The 13,734-nt window shown below is 68.5% G+C and carries 13 protein-coding genes; 12 read left to right on the forward strand and 1 reads right to left on the reverse strand.

Going from position 1 to position 13,734, the window contains the following annotated elements:
* The first annotated feature begins 102 nt into the window (after positions 1-102).
* The 9 genes from ACT53K_RS05010 (at position 103) to ACT53K_RS05050 (ending at position 10,861) form a co-directional block, all read left to right on the forward strand.
* Complete coding sequence (locus ACT53K_RS05010; protein WP_476227457.1) at positions 103-2,019, forward strand: copper resistance system multicopper oxidase; 1,917 nt, start codon at positions 103-105, stop codon at positions 2,017-2,019.
* Positions 2,016-3,167 carry a copper resistance protein B gene (locus tag ACT53K_RS05015; protein ID WP_476227458.1) on the forward strand — a complete coding sequence of 384 codons (1,152 nt, stop codon included), beginning with the start codon at positions 2,016-2,018 and terminating at the stop codon, positions 3,165-3,167. The genes ACT53K_RS05010 and ACT53K_RS05015 overlap by 4 nt, the downstream gene beginning before the upstream one ends.
* A 66-nt stretch (positions 3,168-3,233) precedes the next feature.
* Positions 3,234-3,680: a DUF305 domain-containing protein gene (locus ACT53K_RS05020; RefSeq protein WP_476227459.1), complete on the forward strand. Its 447-nt coding sequence runs from the start codon at positions 3,234-3,236 to the stop codon at positions 3,678-3,680.
* Positions 3,681-3,789: 109 nt separating this feature from the next.
* Positions 3,790-4,185, forward strand: coding sequence for a hypothetical protein (locus tag ACT53K_RS05025; protein WP_476227460.1), 396 nt, complete (start codon positions 3,790-3,792; stop codon positions 4,183-4,185).
* Between the two features lie 95 nt (positions 4,186-4,280).
* The gene (locus ACT53K_RS05030) at positions 4,281-4,538 is read left to right on the forward strand and encodes a hypothetical protein (RefSeq protein ID WP_476227461.1); all 258 of its coding nucleotides are present in this window, start codon (positions 4,281-4,283) and stop codon (positions 4,536-4,538) included.
* 68 nt (positions 4,539-4,606) lie between these two features.
* Positions 4,607-5,833, forward strand: a complete 1,227-nt coding sequence (locus ACT53K_RS05035; RefSeq protein WP_476227462.1) for a TolC family protein — start codon at positions 4,607-4,609, stop codon at positions 5,831-5,833.
* Positions 5,830-7,305: an efflux RND transporter periplasmic adaptor subunit gene (locus ACT53K_RS05040; protein WP_476227463.1), complete on the forward strand. Its 1,476-nt coding sequence runs from the start codon at positions 5,830-5,832 to the stop codon at positions 7,303-7,305. The genes ACT53K_RS05035 and ACT53K_RS05040 overlap by 4 nt, the downstream gene beginning before the upstream one ends.
* Positions 7,302-10,460, forward strand: coding sequence for an efflux RND transporter permease subunit (locus ACT53K_RS05045; protein WP_476227464.1), 3,159 nt, complete (start codon positions 7,302-7,304; stop codon positions 10,458-10,460). The genes ACT53K_RS05040 and ACT53K_RS05045 overlap by 4 nt, the downstream gene beginning before the upstream one ends.
* Positions 10,460-10,861: a copper-binding protein gene (locus ACT53K_RS05050; protein ID WP_476227465.1), complete on the forward strand. Its 402-nt coding sequence runs from the start codon at positions 10,460-10,462 to the stop codon at positions 10,859-10,861. Before ACT53K_RS05045 ends, ACT53K_RS05050 begins: the two co-directional genes overlap by 1 nt.
* A gap of 15 nt (positions 10,862-10,876) precedes the next feature.
* On the opposite strand, the gene ACT53K_RS05055 is transcribed toward ACT53K_RS05050, so the two are convergent.
* Positions 10,877-11,290, reverse strand: a complete 414-nt coding sequence (locus ACT53K_RS05055; RefSeq protein WP_476227466.1) for a MerR family transcriptional regulator — start codon at positions 11,288-11,290, stop codon at positions 10,877-10,879.
* A 61-nt stretch (positions 11,291-11,351) separates the two neighbouring features.
* Between ACT53K_RS05055 and ACT53K_RS05060 the strand changes: the two genes are divergently transcribed.
* The 3 genes from ACT53K_RS05060 to ACT53K_RS05070 all read left to right on the forward strand — a co-directional run bounded on the left by ACT53K_RS05060 (position 11,352) and on the right by ACT53K_RS05070 (position 13,732).
* Complete coding sequence (locus ACT53K_RS05060; RefSeq protein WP_476227467.1) at positions 11,352-12,002, forward strand: cation efflux transmembrane domain-containing protein; 651 nt, start codon at positions 11,352-11,354, stop codon at positions 12,000-12,002.
* 3 nt (positions 12,003-12,005) lie between these two features.
* A complete protein-coding gene (locus ACT53K_RS05065; protein WP_476227468.1) occupies positions 12,006-12,425 on the forward strand; it encodes a hypothetical protein in 420 nt (139 codons plus the stop codon).
* Positions 12,426-12,490: 65 nt separating this feature from the next.
* Entirely contained in the window at positions 12,491-13,732 is a 1,242-nt protein-coding gene (locus tag ACT53K_RS05070; RefSeq protein WP_476227469.1) for a TolC family protein, read from the forward strand.
* Positions 13,733-13,734 lie beyond the last annotated feature (2 nt).

Here is a 13,734-nt window from a genome sequence, read left to right on the forward strand (position 1 = left end):
TGTCAAACCCCATTTTTGTTTGCATCGAATCCGAGGGGCGCTCGCGTGTGATGCGTAGGCCCTTTCAGACGTCCGGATTGAAGACGGGATCCAGGGAACAGCATGACCGACACCATCGACCGCCGCCAGCTGCTGCGGGGCGCCGCCCTTACCGGAGGCGGCCTTGCCCTTGCCGCATGGATGCCCGCCTGGGCGCAGACCAACTCGGCGGGGATCGTGCGTCCGCTTCCGACGCTGACGGGTGAGGACATCACGCTCCGAATCGCGCGGCAGACCATGACCATCGACGGACGCAAGATGCGGGCGATCGGGGTCAACGGCACCGTGCCCGCGCCGCTGCTTCGCCTGCGCGAGGGGCAGACGGTGCGCCTGAACGTCGTCAACGACCTCGACGAGGACAGCTCGATCCACTGGCACGGGCTGCTGGTGCCGGCACAGTTCGACGGCGTGCCCGGCGTTTCCTTTCCGGGCATCAAGCCGCGATCGAGCTTCCTCTACGAATTCCCGATCCGGCAGAACGGCACCTATTGGTATCACAGCCATTCGGGGCTTCAGGAGCAGCTCGGCCATTACGGCCCGATCGTCATCGATCCCGCCGGCGCCGACCCGGTCCAGTACGACCGCGAGCATGTGCTCGTGCTCGCCGACCACAGCCCGCTTTCGCCGCAGGAGATCTTCCGCCGGATGAAGGTCGATCCCGGACATTTCAACTTCCAGCGCCAGACGCTTGCGGGCTTGCTCTCGGGCAAGGACCAGAAGTCGAGGGACCGGCTCGACTGGGGCCGCATGCGGATGGACCCGACCGACATCTCCGACGTCACCGGCTCGACCTACACCTATATCGTCAACGGCCATGGTCCGCGCGACAACTGGACCGGTCTATTCAAGCCCGGCGAGCGCGTCCGGCTGCGCGTCATCAACGCCTCGGCGATGACCAGCTTCAACGTGCGCGTGCCGGGGCTTACGCTCTCGATCGTCCAGGCCGATGGCCAGAACGTGCATCCGGTCGAGGTCGAGGAATTCCAGATCGGGGTCGCCGAGACCTATGACGCCATCGTCACTCCGACGGAGGACAAGGCGTACACGATCGTCGCCGAGGCGATCGACCGGTCGGGAATGGCGCGCGCCACGCTTGCGCCGCGCGCCGGCATTGCCGGCGAAGTGCCGCCGCTCAGGAAACGCCCCCTCGCGACGATGAAGGACATGGGCATGGACATGTCGAGCATGCCCGGCATGGAAGGCATGGACATGTCCGCCGGCGCCCGCGGGCTCGATCCCACCGCGGAGCAGAACGCGTCGGCGAGGCTCGCGACCGGCGCCGCAGCGCCGATGGGTGGCATGGATCACGGCGCAATGCCCGGCATGGACCACGGCACGATGCCCGGCATGGACCACGGCGCGATGCCCGGAATGGATCACGGCGCGATGCAGGGCATGGACCATGGCGGCATGGACATGGGCTCGATGAAGATGCGCGACTTCTCGAACGCGCCGCAGATCAAGCGCGGCCCCGGCGTGCAGACGATCTCGCCGATGCCGATGGACCGCACCGGCGAGCCCGGCCAGGGGCTCGAGGACGTCGGGCACAAGGTACTCGTCTACAAGGACCTGATGGCGCTCGACCGCAACCCGGACGTGCGCGCGCCGTCGCGCAGCATCGACATTCACCTGACCGGCAACATGGAGCGGTTCATGTGGTCGTTCGACGGCGAGAAGATGTCGGACAAGCACGAACCGATCCCGTTCATCGAAGGCGAGCGGGTGCGGGTGAACCTCATCAACGACACGATGATGAGCCACCCGATCCACATTCACGGCCATTTCTTCGAGCTGGTCACCGGGCACGGCGACCACGGCCCGCGCAAGCACACCGTGATCGTCCAGCCGGGCGGCAAGGTAACCTGGGATTTCACCGCCGACGCGGTCGGCGACTGGGCGTTTCACTGCCACCTGCTCTACCACATGGAGGCGGGGATGATGCGGATCGTCAGCGTGCGGCCGAAGGGAGAGGCGGCATGAACCGGCCCGTCGTCGCCCTCATGGCGTCCACCGCGATCGCGTTCGCGCAGCCGGTGCTCGCGCAGGATCATTCGCAACATCAGGGCATGAACATGCCGGGGATGCAGCAGCCCGCACCCGCCAGCAAGCCGGCGCCGAAGAAGCCCGCACCCAGAAAGCCCGCTCCCCGGAAGCCGACCCCGAAGCCCGCTGCCAAGGCAGCGCCGAAGCCCGCCGAGGCGCCGGGCGACGACATGCAGGGCATGGATCATTCAGGCCATGACGCGATGGGCCAGACGCCGCCTGCCGCAAACCAGGCCAAGCCCGGCGAGGCGATGCCCGGCATGGACATGCAGGACCATAGCCAGCACGGCGCCGCACCCGCCGGGGCGCATGGCGGGATGGCGATGACCGGGACCGCATTGCCCGCGGGCGATGCCCCGGCGCCCCCGCCGCCGATGGACCATTATGCCGACCGCCAGTTCCCGAAGGACGAGATGGCGCGGGCGCGCGAGCGCATGATGCGCGAGCAGGGCGGGCAGGCCTTCTACCAGGTGATGTTCAACCTCGCCGAATATCGCGCGCGCGCAGGCCGCGACGGCTATCACTGGGACGGCGAGGCGTTCGTCGGCGGCGACATCAACCGCCTCTGGCTCAAGTCCGAGGGCGAGGGCGCGTTCGGCGAACCGCTCGAGAAGGCGGAGGCCCAGTTGCTCTACAGCCGCGCGATCGATCCCTATTTCAACTTCCAGGCCGGCATCCGCCAGGATTTCGGACGCGGGCCGAACCGCACCTACGCGACAATCGGGTTCGAGGGGCTCGCGCCCTATATGTTCGAAGTCGGGGGCGCGCTGTTCCTCTCGACCAAAGGCGACCTGCTCGGCCGGGTCGAAGGCTATTACGACCAGCGGATCACCCAGCGGCTGATCCTGCAGCCGCGCGTCGAACTCAACCTCGCGGCGCAGGACGTCCCCGAGAACCGCATCGGTGCCGGGCTGACCGATGCCGAGCTGGGTCTCAGGCTGCGCTACGAGATCTCGCGCCGGTTCGCGCCCTATGTCGGCGTTGCCTATGAGGCGAAGACCGGCCGCACCGCCGATTTCGCGCGCGCGGATGGGGAGAAACCCACCGGCACGAGTTTCGTCGCCGGCGTGCGGCTCTGGTTCTGACGGGCATCGACCGGCCGGAGCGCTTCGGCGCCCCGATCATTGTCGAAAGGGGCAAGGAGGAAAACGATGATGAAGAACGCCTATGCCAGCCTCGCGCTGCAGACCATCATCAGCGCCATCGCCATGTACCTGGTGATGTTCGTGATGATCGACGGCCTGGGGAGCTTCTACAACAACCTCAACATGCTATACATGACGCTGATGATGGTCGCGCCGATGGTGGTGCTGATGATCCTCGCGATGCGGCACATGTTTCCGTCCAAGGCCGCCAATATGGCGCTGCTGGTGGGCGCCGCGCTTGTCTTCGTCGGCAGCTTTGCGCTGATCCGCACGCAGACCACGATCGGCGACGTCCAGTTCCTCCGCTCGATGATCCCGCACCATTCGGGTGCAATCCTGATGTGCCGCGAAGCCAAGCTTGGCGATCCTGAGATCATCGCGCTCTGCGAGCGGATCAAGCAGTCGCAGGCAGAGGAGATCGAGCAGATGAAGGCGATCCTCGCAAGGAGTTGAGTGAATGTCGGGGCGGAAGCCGCCGCGCCTTGACCTTGACACGGTGTCAAACCCTATGGCGAGTCGTGTGCCGATTGCCGGCACGACGGAGATCGAATAAGGTCGCGTGGTGCAACGTCTGCTTGCCTTGCTGCTCCTCGCAGGAGCCCTGACCGGCCTGTTCGGTGCGCAGGCGGCGTTGGCATTCGGTCCGGCGCTGGCGAAGCCGGCGGCGGTCGAAAAGCCCATCGCGACAACCGATCATGCGATGGCAGGGATGGACTGCGCCGAGATGATGGCGCCGGCCAAGTCCCAACCGCCTGAAAAGGGGCCGCAGCCCTGCAAGGGCATGACGCTCGCCTGCATCGCTCAGATGGGTTGCACCGTGCCCGTCCTGCTTGGCGACGGCCCGGCGCCTGCCGTCTTGTCGCCGACCACACCGATCCTGTTCCTGGCGGCGCGTGCTGCGCCGCTTGCCGGTCGTTCCTATGGCCCGGAACCCGAGCCGCCCACCGTCCTGATCTGATTTCGAACAACGCGTCGCTGCGCGCTGGAAGGGATCGCGCCGATCCCTGGCGCACTGTGCCGCGCACCCACGAATTCAGTTCAAGGATGAATCCGATGAGTCGTTTTGCCTATCTCGCCGCGACGCTTGCGGCGGCCACGGTCCTGCCCGCCGCTGCCCAGGCCGCCGAGCAACCTGTCACGTCCGGCCATTATGAATGGCGCGTCCAGCCACAGTTTGGACCGCGCGCGCCGCTTGCGGGCCCGCGTCGCGTCTGGGTTGCTGATACCGTGCAGGCGGCCTCGCGCGATTGCCCGATGATGGCGGCGGATCGCGCCGACTGCATGGCACCCTTGCGCGGCCAGGCCGGCTGAGCCGATGCCGGCGGGGCGGTGTTCGTCCCGCCGGCATTGCCGGCTCGGCTCCCAGTCAGGAGACCGTGATGCGCATTTTTCTACTGGCGTCGCTGCTCGCGGCGCTTCCCGGCGCGGCGTTCGCCGATCCGCTCACCTTTGACCAGGCGCTCGCCGCCGCAGCCGCGCAGGCGCCCTCGCTCAAGGCGCGCGGGCTCGATGTCGCGGCCCGGCGCTCGTCCGCGACGGCCGCAGGCCAGCTGCCCGATCCCCGGCTGGGCATCGGCCTCGACAATTATCCGATCTCGGGACCTCCCGCGTTCAGCCTCGATCGGGACGAGATGACGATGGCGCGGCTCGGTATCAGCCAGGACGTGCCCAATTTGGCCAAGCGCCGCGCGCGCACCGGCAAGGCCGATGCGGATATCGGCGTCGCCGAAGCGGATGCCGAGGCCGAACTGCGCCGGGTGCGGGTGGCGACGGCGCTTGCCTGGATCGACCTTGCCTATGCCGAGCGGCGCCTCGCCGCCGTCGACAAGGCGCTCGCGGCGCTTGCGGGCTATGTCTCTCCGGCGGCCGCGAGCGTGACCTCGGGCTCGGCACGTCCCGCCCAGACGCTGGACATCCGCCAGGCGGTCGCGGCCCTCGAGGACCGCCGCAGCGAAATGGCGGCCGAAGTCGCCCGGGCACGGGCGATCCTTTCGCGCTGGACAGGCGACCCCGATCCCGAAGTCGCAGGCGCGGTTCCGGAACTTGCGATCGATCCGGACGCGCTGCGCGCGGCAATCGATCGGCATCCCGATCTCGCGGCCGCGATCGCGCGCGTGCACGCCGCCGAGGCGGACGTCACCTTGGCACGGGCCGAGAAGCGCCCCGATTGGGGATTCGAGCTCGCCTATCAGAAGCGTGGCAACGGCTATGGCGACATGGTCTCGCTCGGCGCGACGATGAGCTTGCCGCTGTTCACCAAGAAGCGTCAGGATCCGAGGATCGACGCGGCGGTCGCGACGGAAGGTGCCGTGCTGGCGCAGCGCGAGGATGTGCGGCGCGCGCTGCGCGCCGATCTAGATGCGAGCCTTGCCGACCATGTCATGCATCACGAGCAGTGGATGCGGGCGCAGGACACGCTGTTGCCGCTCGCGCGCCAGCGCGTCGATCTCGAGACGGTCAGCTATTCCGCCGGGCGCGCGACCCTGCTCGACCTGATCCAGGCACAGTCGATGTTCGCGGACGCCGCGCTGCTTGCGCTCGATCGCGAAGCCACCGTCGCACGGGACGCCGCGCGGCTGGTGCTGACCTATGGGAGCGACCAATGACGATCCGAATTTCAAACCGCACGCGACTGGGGCTTGCGGCAACGGCGATCGCGCTCGTCGCGGGCGGTGCTGGCTACGGCATCGCCCAGCTTGGCCGGACCGATGCGCCGCAGCAACAGGCCAGCCAGGACGGGCGCAAGGTCCTCTACTGGTACGACCCGATGGTGCCGAGCCAGCATTTCGACAAGCCGGGCAAGTCGCCCTTCATGGATATGCAGCTCGTGCCCAAATATGCGGGCGATGCCGAGGGCATGGCTGGGGTGGCGATCGATCCGGCGCGAGTGCAGAATCTCGGCGTCCGCGTCGTCGCCGCCGAGCGCGGCGCGCTGGCGAGCGGGCTGACCGCCACCGGGACGATCGATTTCAACCAGCGCGACGTCGCGATCATCCAGGCGCGCGCTGCAGGCTTCGTCAGCCGCGTCTATGCGCGCGCGCCGGGCGATATGATCGGCGCGGGCGCGCCGCTCGCCGACCTGCTCGTGCCCGAATGGGCGGGCGCCCAGGCCGAATATCTCGCGGTCCGCCGCACCGGCAACGCCGCGCTGGCAAATGCGGCGCGCCAGCGGCTCGCGCTCCTCGGCATGCCGCCGGGCACGATCGCCACGGTCGAGCGTAGCGCCCGTCCGCACAACGTGATCACGGTTTCGACGCCGACCGGCGGCACGATCAAGACGCTCGGCGTGCGACAGGGCATGACTATCGCTGCCGGACAGACGCTCGCTGAGGTCAACGGGCTGGGCACCGTTTGGCTGAACGCGGCGGTGCCCGAGGCGATGGCCGGGCAGCTCCGATCGGGCCAGGGCGCGACCGCGACGCTCTCCGCCTATCCCGGCGAGCGGTTTACGGGCCGCGTCGCCGCGATCCTGCCCGACGTCCAGACCGAGAGCCGCACGCTGACCGTTCGCATCGAGCTGCCCAATCGCGGCGGGCGCCTGCGGCCCGGCATGTTCGCCAGCGTGGATTTCGGCGGGAGCAGCCGCCCGGCGCTGCTCGTGCCATCCGAAGCGGTAATCCGCACGGGCAAGCGCACGCTCGTCATGCTGGCGCTCGCGGGCGGTCGGTATCAGCCCGCCGAGGTGCAGACCGGCGGCGAGGCCGGCGGCAGGACCGAGATCCTTGCCGGCCTCTCCGAAGGCGAGAAGATCGTCGCGTCGGGCCAGTTCCTGCTCGATTCCGAAGCGAGCCTGTCGAGCGTGCCCGCGCGTCCCATCGGCGGCGCGACCGCGCCGGCGGCGGCCCAGCCTGCGCTGTACGAAGGCGTGGGCCGGATCGATAAGATCGACGCAAGCGGCGTCACCTTGAGCCATGGCCCCGTGCCGGCGCTCAAATGGCCGGCGATGACCATGACGTTCCGGCTCGGCAATCCGGCGCTCGCGCGCGGGTTCAAGACCGGCGACCGGGTGCGGTTCGGCTTCGACCAGCCGCCCGAGGGGCCGACGCTGCGACGCGTGACGCGCGAGACGGGCCAATGATCGCGCGCCTCATTCAAGGGTCGGTCGCGAACAAGCTGTTCGTCATGCTCGGCGCGCTGGCGCTGGTCGCCGCCGGGCTGTGGGCGGTGCGGGCGACGCCGATCGATGCGCTGCCCGATCTCTCGGACACGCAGGTGATCATCCGCACCAGCTTCCCCGGACAGGCACCCCAGATCGTCGAGAACCAGGTCACCTATCCGCTGGCGACCACCATGCTGTCGGTGCCGGGCGCGAAGACGGTCAGGGGCTACAGCTTCTTCGGCGACAGCTTCGTCTATGTGATCTTCGCCGACGGCACCGACCTCTACTGGGCGCGCAGCCGGGTGCTCGAATATCTCAACCAGGTGCAAGGCCGGCTGCCCGAGACGGCAAGAAGCGCGATCGGCCCGGACGCGACCGGCGTCGGCTGGGTCTATGAATATGCACTGGTCAACCGTACCGGCGGGCACGACCTGTCGCAGTTGCGAAGCCTCCAGGACTGGTTCCTGCGCTACGAGCTGAAGAGCCTGCCCGGTGTCGCCGAGGTGGCGAGCATCGGCGGCATGGTCCGGCAATATCAGGTCGTGCTCGATCCGATGAAGCTCGCCGGCTACGGCGTCACCCATAGCCAGGCGGTCGAAGCGATCCAGCGCGCCAACCAGGAGGCGGGCGGGGCGGTCGTCGAGCTGGCCGAGGCCGAATATATGGTCCGCGCCTCGGGCTATCTGAAGTCGCTCGACGACTTCCGCGCGATCCCGCTCAAGACTTCTGCCGGCGGCGTCCCGGTGACCCTGGGCGAGGTCGCGACCGTCCAGGTCGGCCCCGAGATGCGCCGCGGCATCGCCGAACTGGACGGCGACGGCGAGGTGGCGGGCGGCGTCGTGATCCTGCGCTCGGGCGCCGATGCGCGCGCCACGATCGCCGCGGTCCGGAGCAAGCTCGAAGAGCTGAAGAAGAGCCTGCCCGCCGGGGTCGCGATCGTCCCGACCTATGACCGCTCGCAGCTGATCGACGCGTCGATCGACAATCTCACCCACAAGCTGATCGAGGAATTTGTCGTCGTCGCGCTCGTCTGCGCGCTGTTCCTCTGGCACGTCCGCTCGGCGCTGGTCGCGATCGTGACCTTGCCGCTCGGCGTGCTCGCCGCGTTCGTGGTGATGCGGCTCCAGGGGGTTAACGCCAACATCATGTCGCTTGGCGGCATCGCCATCGCGATCGGCGCGATGGTCGATGCGGCGATCGTGATGATCGAGAACGCGCACAAGCGTCTCGAGCATTGGGAAGAGGCGCATCCGGCCGCCAAGCTGGAGGGCGCCGAACGCTGGCGGGTGATCACCCAGGCGGCGATCGAAGTCGGGCCGGCGCTGTTCTTCAGCCTGCTGATTATCACGCTCTCGTTCGTGCCGGTGTTCACGCTCCAGGCGCAGGAAGGCCGGCTGTTCGCGCCGCTCGCCTTCACCAAGACCTGGACGATGGCGGCCGCGGCGATCCTGTCGGTGACTTTGGTGCCGGTGCTGATGGGCTGGCTGATTCGCGGACGCATTCCGTCGGAGCAGGCCAACCCGGTCAACCGCGTGCTGACCGCTGCCTATCGGCCCGCGATCGACTGGACGCTCAGGCGGCCTAAGACGGTGCTGGTGATCGCCGCTTTGGTGTTCGCGACGACGGCCTGGCCGGCATCGCGATTGGGCGGCGAGTTCCTGCCGGCGATGAACGAGGGCGACCTGCTCTACATGCCCTCGGCGCTGCCGGGCCTGTCGGCCGCCAAGGCGTCCGAGCTGCTCCAGCAGACCGACCGGATGATCAAGACGGTGCCCGAGGTACAAAGCGTGTTCGGCAAGGCCGGGCGCGCCGAGAGCGCGACCGACCCGGCGCCGCTCGAGATGTTCGAGACCACCATCCGCTTCAAGCCCCGCGACCAGTGGCGGCCGGGCATGACGCCGGACAAGCTCGTGGAGGCGCTCGACCGCGCGGTAAAGGTGCCGGGGCTCGCCAATATCTGGGTGCCGCCGATCCGCAATCGCATCGACATGCTCGCGACCGGCATCAAGAGCCCGATCGGAGTCAAGGTGTCGGGCAGCGATCTCGCCGAGATCGACCGCATCGCGCGCGATGTGGAAGGCGTGGCGAAGACCGTTCCCGGCGTCAGCTCGGCGCTCGCCGAGCGGCTTACCGGAGGGCGCTATGTCGATATCGACATCGATCGCGGCGCGGCCGCGCGCTACGGACTCAACATCGCCGATGTGCAGGCGATCGTCTCCGGCGCGATCGGCGGCGAGACGATCGGCCAGACCGTCGAGGGGCTGGCGCGCTATCCGATCAGCGTGCGCTACCCGCGCGAGCTGCGCGACAGTCCCGACGCCCTGCGTGACCTGCCGGTGCTGACGCCGTCGGGCCAGCAGATCACGCTCGGTACCGTCGCGAAGATCGCCGTCGCCGACGGACCGCCGATGCTCAAGACCGAGAATGGGAGGCCCTCGACCTGGGTTTATGTCGATGTGCGCGGGCGCGACCTGGCGTCGGTCGTGTCCGACCTGCAAAGGGCAGTGGCGCGGCAGGTGAGGCTCTCGCCAGGGGTGTCGATCGCCTATTCGGGGCAGTTCGAGTATCTCCAGCGCGCGCTCGACCGGCTCAAGCTGGTCGTGCCGGCAACGCTCGCGATCATCTTCCTGCTTCTGTTCCTGATCTTCAGGCGCGTCGGCGAGGCGACGCTGATCATGGTCACCCTGCCGTTCGCGCTCACCGGCGGCTTCTGGCTGCTTTACCTGCTCGGCTATCACCAGTCGGTCGCGACCGGGGTCGGGTTCATCGCGCTCGCGGGTGTCGCGGCCGAGTTCGGCGTGGTGATGCTGATCTATCTGCGCCACGCGCTGGAGGAGCGCGGCCCCGATCCCGATGCGGATGCGGTGCAGTCGGCGGTCCGCGAAGGCGCGCTGCTCCGCGTCCGGCCCAAGGCCATGACCGTGGCGGTGATCATCGCGGGCCTGTTGCCGATCCTGGTCGGCACCGGCGCCGGCTCGGAGGTAATGAGCCGCATCGCCGCCCCGATGATCGGCGGGATGCTCACCGCGCCGCTGCTTTCGATGTTCGTCATCCCCGCCGCCTGGCTGCTGATGCGGCGGCGGCGCGCGGCGCAAACTCCTCAAACCACCGTTCAACCTGCAAGGAGACTATGATGAAGACCGTCTATCTGATCCCCGCGTTCGGCATCGCTGCGCTGCTCGCCGCTTGCGGGGAGAAAGCGGCGACCAACGCGACCGCGCCTGCCAACACCGCGTCGGCGGAAGCCTCGGGCAGCATGACCGGCATGGACAATATGTCCGGTGAAATGGGCAACATGGCGATGCCGATCGCGAAGACCGCCCATGCCACGGGCACGGTCAAGGCGATCGACAAGGCCGCGAGCACGGTCACGCTCGAGCATGGCCCGATCGCCGAAGCCAACTGGCCGGCGATGACGATGGCGTTCAAGGCCGCGCCGGCGCTGCTCGACAGGGTGAAGGTGGGCGACAAGGTCGCGTTCGACCTGAAGCTCGAGGGCAATGGGGGCGAGGTGACGGCGATTTCAAAGCGATGATCGCTCCGCCGGCCGTCAGGCGGTGCCTGTGGGTGCCGCGGCGGCCGGCGCCAGCGCTTCGAGGATGCGGCATTCGGCGACGGTGCCGCCCCCGCAGGATGCGATGACCGCGCTCAGCTCGCGCCGGAGCGCGGTGAGATCCGCGATCTTGCGATCCACTTCGTGCAAATGGGCGGTCGCGATCCTGTCGACGGTCCGGCAATCGCAATCACGGTCATCCGAAAGCGCCATCAACGCGCGCACCTGCTCGATCGAGAAGCCGAGATCGCGGGCACGACGGATGAACGAAAGCCGCGCAAGATGCGTCTCGCCATAGCTGCGATAGTTGCCACTGGTCCGCGCCGGCGACGGCAGAAGCCCGGTCTGCTCATAATAGCGGATCGTCTCGACCTTGGTCGCGGTCGCCTTTGCCAGCTCGCCGATTTTCATCGCTTGACCCTCTAGTGACTAGAGGGTGCATAGAGCATGTCGACTCAGGAAGCGAGACGACATGGCGGATTGCGGATCATGCTGCGCGGAGACGAAGCGCATCAAGGATAGAGGCTGGCGGCGCGCGGTCTGGATCGCGCTGGCCGTCAATGCGACCATGTTCGGCGTCGAGATCTTCGCTGGCGTCACCGCGCACTCGGCGGCGCTCAAGGCCGACGCACTCGACTTTCTCGGCGACAGCGCCAACTACGCGATCAGCCTGGGTGTCGCTGGGCTGGCGCTGAGCTGGCGCGCGCGGGCAGCGATGCTCAAGGGCGCGACCCTGCTTGCGCTCGGCATCTGGGTGATCGCCAGCACGGGTTATGCCGCGTTCGCGGGCACACTCCCAAAGGCCGAGACGATGGGGATCATCGGGGGGCTCGCATTGGCAGCCAATGTCGCAGTCGCCCTGACCCTGTACCGCTTCCGCACGGGCGAGGCGAATATGCGCTCGGTGTGGATCTGCTCGCGCAACGATGCGATCGGCAATATCGCCGTGGTCGCCGCGGCCTTCGGCGTATTCGGCACCGGAACGGGCTGGCCCGACCTGACCGTCGCCGCGATCCTCGCCGCCCTCGGGATCAGCGGCGGTGTCCAGATCATGCGTCAGGCAGGGGCCGAACTGCGATCGGAGCGGGCATTGCTTGGGCAACCGATCCTTGGAGGGAAATAGGGGATGGCGAAAGCGGGGAAGGGAGCGCAACGGCGCCGCGCCGCTATGCATCGCGGCGGCATCCGGCTACGAATCGGGTCGATGCGGCAATCGCTCGCCCTTATCGCCGGCCTGATGCTCGTCCTGACCATGGGGCTGGGCCTTTCGACGTCCGCGGCGCACGCGTCCGAAGCGACCGGTTGTGTCGTGCTCTCCGACGACCTCGGAGCGCATGTCGCCGGTGACAGCGATGAAGTACCGGGCGACGCCGACAACCCCGCGCCGCATCACCATGGAAGCTGTCACAATCATCCTCTGAGCGTGCCTGCGATCGGCGGACTTATGGCGCTCACCCCGCTATCCCCGGTGGCACGGCCGATCGCTCCCGCGACCGAACTCGACGCGATACCGGGCGCACGCGACCTGAGGCCTCCAATCGCCTGACGTGCCGCGCATCCGCCGTTTCATTGCGGCGGAATCCTCAGCCTGTCGTCAGGAGACCGATCCTCATGTTCCGTATGTTCGCGGCCGTCGTCGCCGCAGTTCTTTTTTCCAGCCAGCTCGCCGCGCAGGACGCGCCGCCGCTCACGCTTGAAGAAGCGCTCGCCGCTGCCCGGCAGACCTCGCCCGCGCTGGAAGCCGCTTCGGCGGATCTGCGCGTCAGCAGCGCGGCACGCACCGTTGCCGGCTTGCGCCCCAACCCTTCGCTCCAGGCCGAGACCGAGAATGTCACCGGCAGCGGCGCCTATCGCGGCTTCGACAGCGCGGAGACGACGATCGGGTTCGCCCTCCCGATCGAGCTCGGCGGCAAACGCTCGGCGCGGCTCGGCGTCGCCGAGGCGCAAGGCGCGCGCGCCAGGGTAGACGCCGCGATCGCGGAGGCGGACCTCACGCTGCGCGTCACCCAGGCGTACATTGCGGCGGCGGCCGGCGAACGCCGGCTTGGCGTCGCGCGCGAGCGGGCGGGGATCGCCGCGGAGGCGTTCCGGGCGGCAAGCGTCCGGGTACGCGCGGGACACGCCTCGCCGATCGAGGCGCAGCGTGCCGATGTGCTCCGGATCAATGCCGAGGCGGCGGCGGCCCGCGCAGAGCGCGATGCAGCGGTCGCGCGCGATGCGCTCGCCCGGCTTATCGGCGGCCCGGTCTCGGCCGGGCTCGACCTTGCCTGGTTCGACCGCATCGACAGCTTAGGCCCGAGCGTGCACGCCGGAACCGACGGCACGTTGGCGCTCGCTGCCGCCGATGCCGAGGTCACCACCGCCGATGCCCAGGTGCGGCTGGCCCGGTCGCAGCGCATTCCCGATGTGACGCTGAGCGCGGGCGCCCGCCGGCTCGAGGCGACCAACGACACTGCCGCCGTGTTCGGCGTGTCGGTGCCGCTGCCCCTGTTCAATAATGGCAGTGCCGGCGTCGCCCAGGCCCGTGCCGAGCGTGATCGGGCCGATGCGCGGCGGCGTATGGTCAAGCTCGATGCCGAACAGGCGATCGCCTCGGCCGAAGCCGATGTCGCCAACGCCGCCGCCGATGCGCGCAACGCCACCGGCCCCGCGCTCGCCGGTGCCGTCGAGGCCGCGCGTATCGCGCGGATCGGCTATCGCGAGGGCAAATTCAGCCAGCTCGACCTGCTCGACGCCGAACGCACCCTGGCGGAGACCCGCGCCGCCGCGATCGACGCGCTCGTTGCCTGGCACGATGCCAGGGCCCGCCTCCAGCGCCTGACCAGCGCCGTCCCCCCGATCACGAAAGACTGAAC

Source organism: Sphingomonas sp. DMC8 (assembly GCF_056314185.1).